Annotated in this window: 15 protein-coding genes and 1 pseudogene; 13 read left to right on the forward strand and 3 right to left on the reverse strand. The window is 31.5% G+C overall.

All coding sequences use genetic code 11. From position 1 onward, the window contains the following. Positions 1-82: 82 nt before the first annotated feature. The 13 genes and pseudogenes from KI430_RS18140 to KI430_RS17455 all read left to right on the forward strand — a co-directional run. A pseudogene (locus KI430_RS18140) lies at positions 83-269 on the forward strand (DapH/DapD/GlmU-related protein); the annotation flags it as partial. 103 nt (positions 270-372) lie between these two features. Next, on the forward strand, positions 373-990 hold the full coding sequence (locus KI430_RS17400; protein ID WP_248876145.1) for an acyltransferase: 618 nt from the start codon (positions 373-375) through the stop codon (positions 988-990). A gap of 20 nt (positions 991-1010) precedes the next feature. Then, complete coding sequence (locus KI430_RS17405; protein WP_248876146.1) at positions 1011-2147, forward strand: NAD-dependent epimerase/dehydratase family protein; 1137 nt, start codon at positions 1011-1013, stop codon at positions 2145-2147. Then, positions 2144-3049 carry a glycosyltransferase family 2 protein gene (locus tag KI430_RS17410; RefSeq protein WP_248876147.1) on the forward strand — a complete coding sequence of 302 codons (906 nt, stop codon included), beginning with the start codon at positions 2144-2146 and terminating at the stop codon, positions 3047-3049. The genes KI430_RS17405 and KI430_RS17410 overlap by 4 nt, the downstream gene beginning before the upstream one ends. A gap of 17 nt (positions 3050-3066) precedes the next feature. Then, the gene (locus KI430_RS17415; RefSeq protein ID WP_248876148.1) at positions 3067-4290 is read left to right on the forward strand and encodes an EpsG family protein; all 1224 of its coding nucleotides are present in this window, start codon (positions 3067-3069) and stop codon (positions 4288-4290) included. Positions 4291-4308: 18 nt separating this feature from the next. Then, positions 4309-5466, forward strand: a complete 1158-nt coding sequence (locus tag KI430_RS17420) for a glycosyltransferase family 4 protein (protein WP_248876149.1) — start codon at positions 4309-4311, stop codon at positions 5464-5466. 76 nt (positions 5467-5542) lie between these two features. Then, entirely contained in the window at positions 5543-6355 is an 813-nt protein-coding gene (locus KI430_RS17425; RefSeq protein ID WP_248876150.1) for a glycosyltransferase family 2 protein, read from the forward strand. A gap of 11 nt (positions 6356-6366) precedes the next feature. Next, on the forward strand, positions 6367-7407 hold the full coding sequence (locus KI430_RS17430; RefSeq protein ID WP_248876151.1) for a glycosyltransferase: 1041 nt from the start codon (positions 6367-6369) through the stop codon (positions 7405-7407). A gap of 161 nt (positions 7408-7568) precedes the next feature. Next, positions 7569-8525 (forward strand): sugar transferase, encoded by a 957-nt coding sequence (locus KI430_RS17435; RefSeq protein ID WP_248876152.1) that lies wholly within the window; start codon positions 7569-7571, stop codon positions 8523-8525. Between the two features lie 31 nt (positions 8526-8556). Continuing rightward, entirely contained in the window at positions 8557-8997 is a 441-nt protein-coding gene (locus KI430_RS17440; protein ID WP_248876153.1) for an adenylyltransferase/cytidyltransferase family protein, read from the forward strand. 3 nt (positions 8998-9000) lie between these two features. Further along, positions 9001-9546 carry a dTDP-4-dehydrorhamnose 3,5-epimerase gene (gene rfbC, locus KI430_RS17445; protein ID WP_248876154.1) on the forward strand — a complete coding sequence of 182 codons (546 nt, stop codon included), beginning with the start codon at positions 9001-9003 and terminating at the stop codon, positions 9544-9546. Between the two features lie 75 nt (positions 9547-9621). Further along, complete coding sequence (gene rimO, locus KI430_RS17450) at positions 9622-10923, forward strand: 30S ribosomal protein S12 methylthiotransferase RimO (RefSeq protein ID WP_248876155.1); 1302 nt, start codon at positions 9622-9624, stop codon at positions 10921-10923. Between the two features lie 517 nt (positions 10924-11440). Further along, positions 11441-11809 carry a septal ring lytic transglycosylase RlpA family protein gene (locus KI430_RS17455; protein ID WP_248876156.1) on the forward strand — a complete coding sequence of 123 codons (369 nt, stop codon included), beginning with the start codon at positions 11441-11443 and terminating at the stop codon, positions 11807-11809. A gap of 68 nt (positions 11810-11877) precedes the next feature. Here the strand turns inward: KI430_RS17455 and map are convergent, their stop codons facing one another. The 3 genes from map to groL all read right to left on the reverse strand — a co-directional run bounded on the left by map (position 11878) and on the right by groL (position 16500). Beyond that, positions 11878-12642: a type I methionyl aminopeptidase gene (map, locus tag KI430_RS17460; protein WP_248876157.1), complete on the reverse strand. Its 765-nt coding sequence runs from the start codon at positions 12640-12642 to the stop codon at positions 11878-11880. Between the two features lie 45 nt (positions 12643-12687). Beyond that, complete coding sequence (locus KI430_RS17465; RefSeq protein ID WP_248876158.1) at positions 12688-14730, reverse strand: M48 family metallopeptidase; 2043 nt, start codon at positions 14728-14730, stop codon at positions 12688-12690. A gap of 147 nt (positions 14731-14877) precedes the next feature. Next, positions 14878-16500 carry a chaperonin GroEL gene (groL, locus tag KI430_RS17470; RefSeq protein ID WP_248876159.1) on the reverse strand — a complete coding sequence of 541 codons (1623 nt, stop codon included), beginning with the start codon at positions 16498-16500 and terminating at the stop codon, positions 14878-14880. Positions 16501-16548: the final 48 nt, after the last annotated feature.

A 16548-nucleotide genomic window follows, 5' to 3' on the forward strand; every position in this document is an offset into this window, starting at 1 on the left:
TCACCCTGCCATCTACTCTAATCCACAATATTGCCTAAAAAACTTTCAAACCAAAGATCATCATAATCCTAAAAGAAATGTTTATATTGGTAATGATGTTTGGATTTGTGCAAATGCTATTATTGCAGACGGCGTTACAATTGGAGACGGGGCTATCATTGCTTCTAATTCTGTTGTGACTGCAGATGTTGAGCCTTATGTGATTGTTGGTGGTGTTCCCGCAAAATTTATAAGGAAAAGATTCAAAGATGAACAAATAGATGTTTTGAATGAATCCAAATGGTGGGATCAAAGTATTGATTGGATTGATAATAATTCAGATATATTTTTGAATATCGAAGATTATTATAACTTTCACAAAAAAACTAATCAATGTCGGTAATATATAATTTTTATAAAGTAATTATTTTTAAATGGCATAGACTAAAAACAATTGTTTGGTATGGACTATTTTTCCAGAGGATAGGAAAGCATTGTGTCATTTTTAATCCGACATTAATCACACCAGACTCAATAGTTATAGGAAATAAAGTTTTTATTGGCTGGCGTGCTAGAATAGAAGGCGTGCAGCAATATCAAGCAAAGAAATTTAATCCAAGAATTGTTATTAATGATGGTGTTTCTATTCAACAAAATGTGCATCTTACTTGTGCAGATTCTGTTGAAATAGGTAAAAATACAGCAATTGCTGCAAATGTTACAATTACAGATATACATCATCCATATGATGATATAAATATGCCGATAGAACACCAGGAGATAAAAACTAAACCTGTTATTATAGGTGAAAATTGTAAAATTTATAATAACTCGGTTATTACGCAAGGAACTACAATTGGTAAAAATTGTACAGTAGGAGCTAATAGTATTGTTTCTGGTTCTTTTGATGATTACTGTGTAATAGCTGGTGCGCCGGCAAAAATTATAAAACGTTATTCTTTTGAAAAACAAGCTTGGTTAAAGACAGATGCCAAAGGAGAATTCATATAACCATGTTAAATTATAAAATGATGAAAAATATATTAATTACAGGCGGAGCCGGCTTTATAGGTTCAAATATTGCCCTTAAACTTATTGAAAAAGGATTGAAAGTAACTATCTTAGACAATCTTTCGCCCCAAATACACGGAGATAATCCTGATGTTACTTCACCCCTTTACCGAAATATAGTTAACAAAGTAAACTTTATAAATGGATCTGTAACGTCAAGAGAAGATTGGCTAAAAGCTATTGCTGGACAAGATGCTATAATCCATTTAGCTGCTGAAACGGGGACTGGTCAATCCATGTATGAGATCCAAAAATATATTGATGTCAATATTGGAGGCACAGCCACAATGCTCGATATTCTTGCTAATAAACCTCACCAAATCAAAAAGGTTGTAGTAGCAGCATCGAGAGCTATTTATGGAGAAGGTAAATATAAATGTAATGATCATGGAATTGTTTATCCAACAGACAGATTGGACGAAGATATGGCAAAAGGAGATTTCCAATGCAAATGTCCTATCTGTAATAAGGATGTAGAAATTCTCCCAACAACAGAGGATAGTAAAATCCACCCAACTTCAGTGTATGGTATAACAAAACAAAATCAAGAACAGCTTGTTTTAACTGTTTGTAAATCATTAGGCATTGCGGCAGTAGGGTATAGGTATCAGAATGTATATGGACCAGGACAATCATTGTCTAATCCTTATACAGGCATATTATCTATTTTCTCCACCAGAATCAAAAACGGAAATTCAATTAATATTTTTGAAGATGGAAAAGAAACCAGGGATTTTGTTTTTATAGATGATGTAGCAGATGCAACAATCTTAGGACTAGAAAAGAATGAAGCTAATAATCAGGTTTATAATGTTGGAACTGGAGTTGCAACTGATGTTATAACTGTAGCTAATACGTTATCAAAATTCTACGGACGAGAAACACCAATACAAATTTCAGGTAATTATAGATTAGGAGATATAAGGCATAACTTTGCTGATATTTCTAAAATAAAATCAGGATTGGGCTTTGAACCGCAATGGACATTTGATAAAGGTATTGAAGCATTTACGAATTGGGTAAATCAACAAGAAATTCCTGAAGATAAATATGAATCTTCTATCGCAGAAATGAAGAAGAAAGGCTTGTACAAATGAGTAGAAAAATTGGTATTGTAACAGTTCTATATAATAGTGAGCCTGTACTAGAAGAGTTTTTTCAGACATTGGATATACAATCTTATAAAAATTTTGTTTTATATGTTGTTGATAACAAATCCTCAGATAATTCTTTGAATTTTAGTAAAACTTTAGCAAACAAATATCAATTTGAGACGGCTATTATCGAAAATAATAAAAATTATGGTGTTGCAAAAGGAAATAATATTGGTATAAGAAGAGCTATTGAAGATAATTGTGATTTAATATTATTATCGAATAATGATATAGCTTTAGATAAAGATACAATTGATAAGCTTTTAACAGGATTAGATTTGCACAATGCTGATATGGTCGTTCCAAAAATCTATATATATGGAACCAATCAGCTTTGGGCAGCAGGTGGCGGTTTTATTAAAAGGAGTGGACTTACTGTACATTACGGACAAGGAGAAACAGACAATGGACAGTTAGATTCTGATAATAGGGTAGATTACGCACCAACTTGTTTTATGCTCATAAAAAAGGAAGTATTCGAGACTGTGGGTTTGATGGATGAAAATTATTTTGTTTATTACGATGATACAGATTTTGTGCATAGAGCATTGAAGAAGTATAACAAAAGTTTATGGTATGTACCAGATTCTAAAATTTCGCATAACGAATCTAGCTCTACAGGTAAGATGAGTGATTTTTCTGTTAAATTTTTATGGCGTAATTTGGTTTATTTTGCTTTGAAAAATTATAATCCTTTTTACGCAGCCTATGTTATTTTGTATAATTTTTTATATATTCTTATAGTTTTGTTTTTCAGGTATTCTTTTCATCAGTGGAATTTAGCATTAAAATCCTACAAAGAAGGTTTTAAATTGTACTTAAATCATAAACGTTCGCATTCATAATCGGTAAATAAAAATTAATGGATCCAACATTTAGTTATACTTATTCTATACATTACATTGCTCTTTTCGTTCTCCTTTTTCTTTTATTTTTATGGGAAAATAGGATTAGAAAAAGCGATGGTGATATCAAGGTAATCAGGTATATCTGTATGCTGATTTTTTTTGTGTTTTTTGGTTGTAGAGGTTTTTTGGATACAGATTTTGTATTATATTATTCTGGTTACGAATCAGCTCCAACGGTTTGGAATACAGAGGGTATAGCTAAGTTTTTTTCAGGTTTTAATGATCAGTATATATTAAAAATAGAACCAGGATTCAAAGTCTTTATGATTCTTGTAAAAAGTATCTCAGAAGAATATTATTTTCTACAGCTTGTTTCTGCTCTGATTGATATTTTATTTCTCAATTATTTTTTAAAAAAATATTCTCCGCAATATGTACTGGGCTATATTATGTTTCTTATATTCTCAGGTTTAATTATAGAATTTAATCTTTTAAGAAACTCTAAAGCGATATTTTTATTCATGTACTCGCTTCAATTTATAAAAGAACGTAATGCATTGAAATATTTTTTATGCAACGGACTTGGATTATTGATGCATACTTCTGCAATTTTTTATTTTCCTTTATACTTCTTTTTACATAAAAAAACACCAACCCCTATTGTTTGGGGATTGTTCGTTGTTGGGAATATAATATATTTGGGTCAAATAAAATATATCACACCAATGGTGACTGCAATTGGAAATCTCTTGGGAGGAGCATATTCTCTAATGGCAGAATTTTATTCAGAAGATAAACTTTATAGTAGTGGTTATGGTATTACTATGGGATATTTAGAAAAGGTGTTGACATTTCTTCTTTTTTATGCTTCTTTCAAAAAAATTGGTGAATTCATCAAAGATGAAAAAATGCACAATATATTTTTTAATTTGTTTTTAATCTTCACCACTACCTATTTATTTTTGTCAGAATATTCTGTTTTAATAGATCGGATGACTACATTGTTTGTGATGTCCTATTGGATTTTGTACCCTTATTTCTATGTTGTCCTTCGAAAAATATTCAAAACAGTTTTTTCTGTGATATTATTTTTATTTGGCATTTATAAAATGGTTAATTCCAACAATAATATTTTAAGAAAATATGAAAATATTTTATGGGATAATCCGTCTTCAACAAAAGCTTTTTATATTATAAATAAAAATATTGATAAAGTTCTTAATCCAAAGAAGAGATAAAAATCATAAAATACTCAAATGAAAATCGCATTCTTATCTGCATTTGCCCTGGATGCAAACGTTTCTCTTATACATGCTTTACAGAAAGAAAATGATGTTTATTTCTTTATAGAAGCATTGTATGAAATCAGTAATTTTTTAGATAAAGAAAAATTAAATCAAACTATTACTGTTGGAAGGGATGTAGAAGAGTTACAACGTTTCCAAGACTTCATATCATTGGATAAAACATTTGTTATCAAAGGAACAAGAAATATCAATGTTCTTAAAAAACTTTACATATCATATAATATCAATCAGCATATCAAACAAATTAATCCAGATGTAATTGTTCTCGATAATTATATGCTGACATATTTTGTCTCAACTTTATTTTATAGGAAAAAGATGTTGATGATTGTTCATGATCCTTTTTTGCATTCGGGCGAAAATCTTATGCTTGATAGATGTCTACGGAAATTTCATTTCTCCGCTATCAAACATAAAATTTTATTGAATGAAAATCAAAAAAAAGAATTTATAGAACATTACAATTTTAATCCCAATAATGTACACACTTCCTTTTTAGGAGTTTATGATTTTTTGAGATATCATCAGACTAATAGTATAAAGTCTTCTACAGAATTCAATATTTTATTTTTTGGAAGAATATCTCCTTATAAAGGGATAAAATATCTTTTGGATGCATTTGTCGAAATTTTAAAAAATCAAAACTTTACAGATATTACTCTTACAATTGCAGGGAGTGGCGATTTTGACTTTGACATAGAACAATATAAACAATATCCAGAAATTGTTATCATTAATAAATACCTATATCCTAAAAATTTGGCGAATCTTATCTCACAATCTGCTGTTATTGTTTGTCCTTATATTGATGCGACCCAAAGTGGTGTTGTTATGTCTGCTTTTGCATTTAAAAAACCCGTGATAGCAACAAATGTTGGAGGATTGCCAGAAATGGTTGAAAATAAGAAAACAGGAATAATCATTGAACCTAAAGATATTAATGAAATTATGAATGCGATATCTCTTCTTTATAATAATAGAAATTTATTAGAAAAAATGTCTGAAAATATAAATGATACATATTTTAAAGGAGAAAAGAATTGGGATAATTCCGCAAAACAATTTCTTGTAGCATGTGAAAAATTAATAAAAAATAAAAATTATTAGTTGACAATTTGTGTAGATAAATATCGATAGAGATTATCTGTTGTTTTTATCTATATTTGTTTTTTATATATTATTGATGCCGGAAGTAACTATCGCAATACCATTTTATAATGCTGAAGAGTATTTAGAAATGGCTATCCTATCAGTGTTATCTCAAACATTTGAAGATTTTACCCTACTATTAATAGATGATGGCTCTACAGATTCATCTTTAGAGATTGCAAAAAAGTATATTGCTGATAAAAGGGTAAAAGTAATTTCTGATGGTAAAAATATTAATTTGGGAAATCGTCTTAACGAAATTCCTAGCATGACGGAAACTAAATTTTTGGCAAGGATGGATGCCGATGATATCATGCATCCGCAGAGAATTGAAATACAAATGGATATACTAAAGAATAATCCTGAAATAGATGTTCTTGGCAGCAATGTATACTCAATTGATGAAAACAATGATGTCTTTGGTCAAAGAATGACAATTTCAAACGATTCTATTGTTACCGTAAAAACATTTGTTCATCCTACGATAATTGCAAAAACTGAGTGGTTTAAAAACAACCCATATGATGTGTCAGCGTTAAGGGTAGAGGATACGGAACTTTGGCTTAGAACATACCATCAATATACATTTAAAGCAACAACGAAACCGTTGTTGTTTTACAGGGAAATAGGTGATAAATATTATAAAAAATATTTTAAAGGCTTTCCTGGAATTTTTTATATACTCAAAAAGCATAAACTTTCTCTGAGTTATTTGATATTCTCTATAAAATATTTTATTTCCAGTTTTTTATATCTAATCTTTAATGCCATTGGGGTAGAGCATATTCTTGTAGAAAAAAGAAATGGGATTAAAATTAATAAGAAAAATTACAAATACTACATTTAAAATATTACTAAATGAAAATTTTGCACGTGATAACACGTTCCGATCTCGGCGGTGCACAATCAGTAGTAATCAGTCTTGCAAACTCTATGTGTAATGACCACGAGGTAATTGTTGTAGCTGGAGAGGATGGACCAATGTGGGATGCTTTTGATAAAAAAGTAAAAAAAGAAAAGATTTTAGAAATTGTAAGACCTATTTCCATTTTAAAAGACCTTAAAGCTATATTCAAACTTAGGAAACTATACAAGTTAATCAATCCAGATGTAATCCATCTCCATTCTTCTAAAATTGGCGTATTGGGTAGAATAGTATTTCCAAAACACAAAACTATTTATTCTGTACACGGTTTTGATTCTATTAGATTGTCTTATAGGAAATTTCTGCCATTGGAAAGGTTGTTGAAAAAAAGATGTAGAGCTATAGTTTTGGCAAGTAATTATGATAAACAAAATATGATTAAGGAAGGAATAAATTGTAATTTACACATAGTTCATAATGGTGTACATATTCCAGAAAAAAATACAGATTTACATATTAAAGAGCTAGAAAAGTTCGAAAAAAACGTAATGTGTATTGCTCGTATTTCGCCTCAAAAAAGATTTGAAAGTTTTATTGATATTGCTAAAATACTTCCACAATACGCATTTGTCTGGATTGGTGCGGAAAAAAAATATGTAGATCTTCCGGAAAATGTTTTTTGTTTAGAAAGTATTCCAAATGCTAAAAAATATATTCAGTTGGCCGATGTTTTTATCTTGCCAAGTAATTATGAGGGAATTCCAATTGTTATAATTGATGCTTTAAGCTATGGTAAACCTGTTGTTTCTTCTGATGTTGGGGGTATTTCTGAGATAGTGATAAATAATCAGAATGGATTTGTAATTAAAAATAATGATGATAATATTTTTGCTCAAAAAATTAAATATATTCTAGATAACGTTGAGGTGTATAATGACTTTTCAAAAAAATCTATGGAAATATTTCATAAAAGTCTCTCTATAGAAAAAATGGTTGAAGGATATATTAACATTTATGAAAATCATACTTTATAAAAATTAGATGATACGTTTCTCTTCCATTATTTTTAAAATCTAAATCTTAAATTTTTAGATATATTAACATTTTTAATATATTTGCAACAAACTAATATCTATTATTTAATCAAGAAATGAAAAAACACAAAAAATCTGATTTAGATATAATATAAATTTTTATGAAAATAAAAACTTATTTGAAAGTATCTAACCCAGTAGAAAGATGCCTCTTTATAAATGTTAGTGATATCTCTTTAAAATTATTTAGGGGTAATAAGCTAAGGCAATCATTTAAGGTAATTAGATATAATTCTGAAAGAAACAGTAAAAGTATTTTGGAATACGTATTCCGTTTGAATATAAAAACTATAGTAATTGAAACTTCAAATCTTAATCATTTGCCGGAAAATTTAACTAATGATATCATTGATGCTAGGCTCAGCGGTGTGAAAGTTTATGACGCTCATGAATTTTATGAGATTGTTAATAAAAGAATTCCGCTTGTTAAACTTAGTACAAACGAGTATTTGGCAGATGATATATTTTCCATTGGATTGAAGCATCAGTCAGGGCTTTCATCCAAAAGGATTGTAGATATCTTAGTTACATTACTATTATTACCACTTGCTATCCCATTGATATTTATTGGCTGTTTACTAACTTTGATTACGTCTCCAGGAAAATTATTTTTTGTTCAAGAAAGGATAGGGAGAAATTCTAAAATGTTCAAGATCTATAAACTCAGAACTATGAAATCTAAACATAGCGGAGGTTATACAATATCAAATGATGATAGAATTACATTTGCAGGCAAATTTCTTCGTATGACTAAAATAGACGAACTTCCTCAGATTTATAATATTTTAAGAGGGGACATGAGTTTGATTGGTCCTAGGCCAGAAAGACCGGAGTTCGTCAAAATTTATAACGAAGAGAATGCTTATTTTGACTTAAGGCATATCATAAAACCAGGTGTTACCGGTTGGGCACAGGTTCATTTACCAAAAGCTACCCCAGAAGATAATCTCAAAAAATTAGAGTATGATCTTTATTATATAAAAAATTATTCTTGGTTAATGGATATTGAGATTATTTTGAAGACTATCAAAGTGGTGGTTACAATGAATAGTAATTAATTAGATAATCTAAATTTTTACTACAATAATCATGAAAACCGAAAAAATAGGAATTACATTTTCAGCGTTTGACCTATTACACGCAGGTCATATAAAAATGCTTGAAGAAGCAAAAACGGTTTGTGATTATTTGATAGTTGGTCTTCAGATGGATCCTACAATTGATAGACCTAATAAGAATAAACCAACCCAATCTGTGGTTGAAAGATATATTCAATTAAAGGCTTGTAGATCTGTAGATGAAATAATACCGTATAATACAGAAGAAGATCTTATGGATATTTTAAAATCTTTTGTAATTGATGTAAGAATCATTGGTGATGATTACAAAGATGTTAATTTCACTGGAAAAGAATATTGTGAGAAAAAGGGAATTCAAATTTATTATAACAAAAGAGATCATAGATTTTCTAGTTCAGCATTAAAAAAAGCAATTTACGAACAAGAATTATCTAAAATCGAGTCAAAATAAAATATGAAAATAAAAGAAACCCCTCTTAAAGATTGCTATATAATAGAACCAACAATTTTTGAAGACGATAGAGGTTATTTTTTTGAGAAATATAACGAGAAAAAGTTTGAAGAAATTACTGGAATGAATGGGCATTTCGTTCAGGACAATATTTCAAAATCAAGCTATGGCGTTTTAAGAGGATTGCATTTACAGAAAGAAGAGCATGCTCAGGCCAAATTAGTTTCTTGCTTAGAAGGTAAAGTATTAGATGTTGCTGTTGATTTAAGGAATGATTCTCCAACATTTGGGAAATGGTTTTCTATAGAATTAACGGCAGAAAATAAACTACAGTTATATGTCCCAAGGGGTTTCGGACACGGATTTTCTGTTCTTAGCGAAACTGCTATATTCTCATATAAATGTGATAATTTCTATAACAAGGAGTCAGAAGGCTCCGTTTTGTGGAATGATGCAGATCTTAATATCGATTGGCAATTACCGCTGGAAGATATTATTTTATCCCAGAAAGATAAATTAGCGCCGACATTCAAAGAAGGCAATTTTTAATAAATACAAATAACAAGGAATCAAAAATTGATTCCTTTTTTTATTCCTAAATTTGCAAACTTAAAATTGTAGATAATGCGTACCAAATCTGTAGGTAAAAAGAAAATTAATATCGTGACGCTTGGATGTTCCAAAAATGTCTATGACTCAGAAGTTTTGATGGGTCAGCTGGAAGCGAATGGAAAAAAAGTAGTTCACGAGGAAAAAGGTGATGTCGTGGTAATCAACACCTGCGGATTTATTGACAATGCAAAAGAAGAAAGTATCAACACTATTTTAGAATATGTTGATTTGAAAAATCAAGGTGTTGTTGAGAAGGTTTTCGTGACAGGTTGCCTATCGGAGAGATATAAACCAGACTTGATTCGTGAGATTCCAGATGTTGACCAATATTTTGGAACGCGTGATTTACCGATTTTGTTAAAGCATCTTGGTGCCGATTACAAACATGAATTAGTAGGCGAGAGATTGACAACGACTCCCAAACATTATGCTTATCTAAAGATCTCTGAAGGTTGCGACAGACCTTGTTCTTTCTGCGCGATTCCTTTGATGAGAGGAAATCACATTTCAACTCCGATTGAAAAATTAATCATAGAAGCTCAAAAATTAGCAAAGAAAGGGGTTAAAGAGTTAATTCTTATTGCTCAGGATTTGACTTTTTATGGATTGGATATTTATAAGAAAAGAGCGCTTGGAGAACTTTTGCAAGAATTAATCAAAGTAGAAGGAATCGAATGGATTCGTCTTCATTATGCTTTCCCTACGGGTTTTCCGGAAGATGTTTTAGATATTATCAGAACAGAGCCTAAAATCTGTAATTATATCGATATTCCGCTTCAGCACATCAATACAGAATTGTTGAAAGCTATGAAACGAGGAACTACATTTGAAAAAACTAATGCACTTCTGGATAAATTCCGTGAGAAAGTTCCGGATGTGGCGATTAGAACAACTTTGATTGTTGGATTCCCTGGTGAGACGGAAGAAAAATTTGAAGAACTGAAACAATGGGTCAGAGACCAAAGATTTGACAGATTAGGGTGCTTCACTTATTCCCACGAAGAAAATACGACGGCTTATGTTTTGGAAGATGATATTCCGGATGAGGTGAAACAGAAAAGAGTAGAAGAGATTATGGAGATCCAACAACAAATTTCTTGGGAGAAAAACCAGGAGAAGATTGGAAAAACCTTCAAATGTATTTTTGACAGAAAAGAAGGTGATTATTTTGTTGGACGTACAGAATATGATTCACCCGATGTAGATAATACGGTTTTAGTTCCTGCAAAAGACGTCTATATCTCTATTGGAGAGTTTGCCAACGTAAAAATTACTTCAGCTGAAGATTACGATTTGATTGGAGAATTGGTCTAATTCATAAAACTATTAATTAAAACCATCTTAATATTAAGGTGGTTTTTTGTTTTATGTTAAAAAAATATCTGTTTTTAAATAAGTATTTGTAATTCAGTGTTTTACAATTTTATTCTATTCCATAAACAGCATAAATTTTAATATATTGAATTATTAATAAAATATAAGTTTGATTTTTATCAAATAGATAGGTTATTTAATCAGGATGAGTTTATATTTAGCTAACATTGGTTTAATATTGAATTTAATTAATTTAATTAAATTTTCGTTTAATATTTAACAGTTTGATTTTCAGTTGAATTAATGTTTTTATATATTCTTATTTAATTAATGTAATTAACAAAAATGAAAATAAATTAACATTCTTTAACAAATCTTCTAATCTGCTTACTATAGCTGTATTACAACTTTCAAAAATTACTTTTAACCCAGAATCTGCTGGTCAAACTTTAAAAGCGAGGTTTAAGTAATCATTCCGAATATCTTTGCAGAGTCAAAACCAATAAATATATTCAAAATGATGAAAAGAGTTATTCTCGTAATCATAATGATGATTTCAACACTTGGTATTTATTCTTTCAAGAGTGATGCCACAGATGCCAAAACAAGTTTTGCATCGTTCTACCACGATAAATTTAACGGTAGAAAAACAGCAAGCGGAGAAATTTTCAATAACAGTGAGTTAACCGCTGCTAACAGAACCCTTCCTTTTGGAACAGAAGTAAAAATTACTAACTTGATTTCAGGGAAAAGTGTTGTAGTGAAAGTAAACGATAGAGGCCCTTACCACTCGTCAAGAGCCTTTGATTTATCTAAAGCTGCATTTAGTTCAATCGCAGATACCAGAAAAGGTACTATCGCTATTGAATACGAAATTATCGACTAAGATTATCTTACATTAAAAAAAAAAACCATCTCAAAACGAGATGGTTTTTTGCTTTATAGGATTCTGGTTTAATTCCAGATTTCATTCATTTCTGTAAGGATAATTGGTTTTCCGTCTGTAATGACTATGGTGTGTTCGTGTTGCGCCATAAAACCGCCTTTGTTTCCAACCATTGTCCAGCCATCTTTTGTGGTATCAGCAATAGATGAAGAAGTCGAAATAAAAGTTTCTATTGCAACAACAGAGTTTTTCTTAAATCTTCTTTGGTCAAATCTATTTCTGTAATTCAGTAATTCATCTGGTTGCTCGTGCAAACTTCTTCCGATGCCGTGACCTCCCAGATTCTTGATAACCTTATAACCTCTCTTTTTGGCTTCGGTTTCCATCAGATGTCCAATGTCCGAAATTTTCACGCCACCTTTGATATTGTTGATGGCTTTTTTCAAAATCTCTTTTGAAGCATCCACTAATTTCTGATGTTGCTGAAAATCCTTTCCAATGACAAACGATGAACCATTATCAGCCCAAAAACCATTCAGTTCTGCAGAAACATCAATATTAATGAGATCACCTTCTTTCAATATCCTTTTTTCTGAAGGAATACCGTGGCAAAATTCGTTATCGACACTGATACAGGTCCAGCCGGGAAATCCGTAAGTTAAATAAGGTGCAGACTTGGCTCCAAAATCAGCTAAAATCTTCCCTCCGAAATCATCTAACTCTTTCGTGCTCATTCCGGGTTTTGCAAAATCTACCATTGCTTTCAAAGTGTATGCTACTGCTTTACTGGCTTCCTGCATTCCTTTCAATTCAGATTCGTTGTTGATTGACATTTGTTCTGGTTTTAAGTTTTAAAGTTACGAAAGAATTCTTTATTCTTAAGATTGCTTTAATGATGCCATTTTTTGTAACAAATCTTTTTTCAGCAAGAAAAATTTTCTTGCAATATAGAAATGATAACTATTAACGGCGAAAAATAAGTGCTGAAGATTTGTATTCAGATATTCATTTTGGTTGAAGTATATTAAATCGTTATTGATATAATATTCCAAATCTTTTCTGTTCTGCTCACTGATTTCTTCTTTAAGCAAAGGATTTTGGATGATTTCTTGTAACTCTTGTTTAAGTTTTGTTTCTAGAGGTTTTAACTTTAAGAAGTTTCTTGTAATGCGTTCAAAAGGTGTTGTAGTGCTTACAAAATCCAAAGCTTTGCTCAATTCCGCAAAAAAACTGAATTTGTCGCCATAATTTTTATTATAATCATAATACTCAGAAAATGATTGTATTAATTCAAACTCTTGATTTTTATCTTTTGCTAATTTTAGGAAGTAATTATAAATGTTAATATCATTTTGAGTAATTTCTTCCTGCAGATTTTTGATTTGCTCATCTAGTTTTGGAATCAGAATTTTAGCTTCTTTCGCTTTGTATTTTCTTCCGTCGTAATCAAAAGTTTTGATGTCAAAGCTTTTATCTGCAATAGAAGAAATCGTATTTTTATCATTTTCCAAAGCAATTAAAGTATAGACTAATTCTACTTTTTCTTTAGAAAACAAATCATCAAAATTGGAAACGTTCTCTGATGGGGTAGAGGAATTCAGGTCAAACTGATTCGGGTTTTTGTTATCATAATAATTATTGAAGATTTTATCAAAAGTATCTTTGTTATAACTTTTCTCAAATTCATTCTTAAAAGTATTGAGGTCTAATTTTGATTTAGGCTTTTCATATTGAACATTGGAGAAAATTTTCGAGGTCAGTTTTTCTTCCGTTAAATCTATATTTTTGAATAAAGTTCTTGCGGAGCTATTATCAGAATTTTTTATGATATTTAGCTGTTGCAGTTTAGCAACTCTATCTTCGGTAGAAGGGTGGGAAGCCCATTGATTTTCTATTACTAATTTGGATTTGTTAAACAGTCCGGCTTCAGAGATTTTTACAACAGGTAGATCATATTTCAGTTCCAGTTCACTTTCTTTTGCTAAAAAATTCATTACGAAATTTTGTTCTTTGTAAATATTTTTGCTGGTTTGGCTTTCTTCGATTTTGCTGTTATAAAAATCGATTACAGAACTGTAAGAATTGCCCGCTAAGTCTAGCCTAAGAAGTGATTCTTCCAAAGCAATCGAACCAGCAATGTTGGCAGCTACTTCATCTGCGTGAAACTCCATTTCTCTGGAAAGTGCCATATGACGGATGTTGACGAACGAGTACATCTTCCTGAGAATCCATTGGATGGCTTGCGTTATTTTTATTGCCAACTCAGCAAATAAGGCAAAATAGCCACTCGCATTCGCCCAACCTTGAACTGTGTTTCTGTAAGATTCATCTTCGTTCACTAAGTTGAAAATGATTTGATTTACATTATAGACATAACTTCCAACTTTCATAGAACGTTGAGAAAAATGTCCGAATTCGTGCGCCAAAATCGCTTTCAGTTCTTGTTTTGTACAAGCATTGACAAGTCCAATACCAATAATCAGATTTTTTTTGATGGGCAGAAACATACTCCAAAAACTGGAATCATAGAAAACGCTGGCGTTCACATCGTAAGCCAGATAAACTTTTTTTGGAAAATCTGTTCCAGCTTCTTTCACGATTTCGTCTATCATTTGAAAGAGTTGAGGTTCGTCATTTCTAGTGATTTCTGTAAGGTCACTTCTGTCTGTAATGTGTTTTTTGAAAAGAAATTTGATTAAGAAATAAGAAATCAAGATTCCTAAACTGGCGAGTCCAATTCCTATCATCACAGTAAAAAACATAGGTTTGATACTAATCAACCATAGTCCAGTTGCGATGCATCCAATTGTTAAAGTAATCGCAGAAAGAAATAATAAAATGTAAACAATGATGAATAAAATAATAGCAATAATTGCTGAAGTAGTTTTCCGCTTGAAATCTGAAGAAACTTGTACAAACATAATTGAATGGTAATTAATTTTCAATAAAAATAAGAATTGAACAGTAATTTTCAGAATATATCGAATTAATTATTTCAGAAATTCCAATAAAAAACCGCTCAGAAAAATCTGAACGGTTCATTTATTATTTGCCTCGGTCGCTGACCATTACATCATTCCTGGCATTCCGCCTCCCATTGGCATTGCAGGTTCGTCTTTCTTAACTTCTGTGATAACACATTCAGTTGTTAAAAGCATTCCTGAAACAGAAGCCGCATTTTCTAGAGCAACTCTTGTTACTTTAGTTGGGTCAATGATTCCAGCTTCTAGCATATTCACATATTCATCAGTTTTAGCATTGTAACCAAAGTCGGCAGTTCCTTCTGCAACTTTAGCAACGATTACAGAACCTTCACCTCCTGCGTTAGCAACGATTTGTCTCAATGGTTCTTCGATAGCTCTTTTTACGATTTTGATACCTGTCGTTTCGTCAGCATTGTCTCCTTGGAAGTTAAGCGCAGAAACAGCTCTTACCAAAGCAACACCACCACCAGCAACAATCCCTTCTTCAACCGCAGCTCTTGTTGCGTGAAGAGCATCATCAACTCTGTCTTTTTTCTCTTTCATTTCAACTTCAGAAGCAGCACCTACATAAAGTACAGCAACACCACCAGCTAATTTAGCTAATCTCTCCTGAAGTTTTTCTTTGTCATAGTCAGAAGTAGTTGTTTCCATCTGAGCTTTGATTTGAGAAACTCTACCTTTAATTTGAGCTTCGTCACCACCTCCATTCACGATAGTTGTATTGTCTTTGTCAATTACTACTTTCTCAGCAGTTCCTAACATTTCGATAGTTACGTTTTCCATTGTGAAACCTCTTTCTTCAGAGATTACAGTTCCACCAGTCAGGATTGCGATATCTTCCAACATTGCTTTTCTTCTGTCACCAAAACCTGGTGCTTTTACGGCAGCAATTTTAAGAGAACCTCTTAACTTGTTTACCACCAAAGTTGCCAAAGCTTCACCTTCAACTTCTTCAGAAATAATTAATAAAGATTTTCCGCCTTGTGCAACTGGCTCAAGAACTGGCAATAATTCTTTCATAGAAGAGATTTTTTTCTCAACCAAAAGAATATAAGGATTATCTAATTCTGCAACCATCTTCTCAGGATTAGTTACAAAATAAGGCGATTGGAAACCTCTGTCAAACTGCATACCTTCTACAACATCCACAGTTGTATCGATACCTTTTGCTTCCTCAACAGTTATTACACCTTCTTTCCCAACTTTTCCAAAAGCTTCCGCGATTAATGAACCAATAGTTTCGTCATTATTAGCAGAAACAGAAGCAACTTGTTTGATTTTATCTGTAGAATCTCCAACAGCTTGAGATTGAGATTTCAAGTTTTCAACCACTGCAGAAACTGCTTTGTCGATACCTCTCTTCAAATCCATTGGGTTGGCGCCAGCTGCTACGTTTTTAAGGCCTTCTCTTACGATTGCCTGTGCCAAAACAGTTGCGGTTGTAGTTCCGTCTCCTGCGATGTCATTGGTTTTAGAAGCCACTTCTTTCACCATTTGAGCACCCATATTTTCTACTCTGTCCTCTAGTTCGATTTCTTTTGCCACGGAAACTCCATCCTTAGTTACGTGTGGAGCACCGAAAGATTTTTCGATGACTACGTTTCTACCTTTTGGTCCCAAAGTTACTTTTACTGCATTAGCCAATGCGTCAACACCTCTTTTTAGGGCGTCTCTTGATTCTATATCGAATTTTATTTCTTTTGCCATTTTTTGTTGTATTAATGTACGTTGTACAATTTATTTTACGTTTTACAA

This window comes from Epilithonimonas zeae (assembly GCF_023278365.1).
Classification (GTDB): Bacteria; Bacteroidota; Bacteroidia; order Flavobacteriales; family Weeksellaceae; genus Epilithonimonas; species Epilithonimonas zeae_A.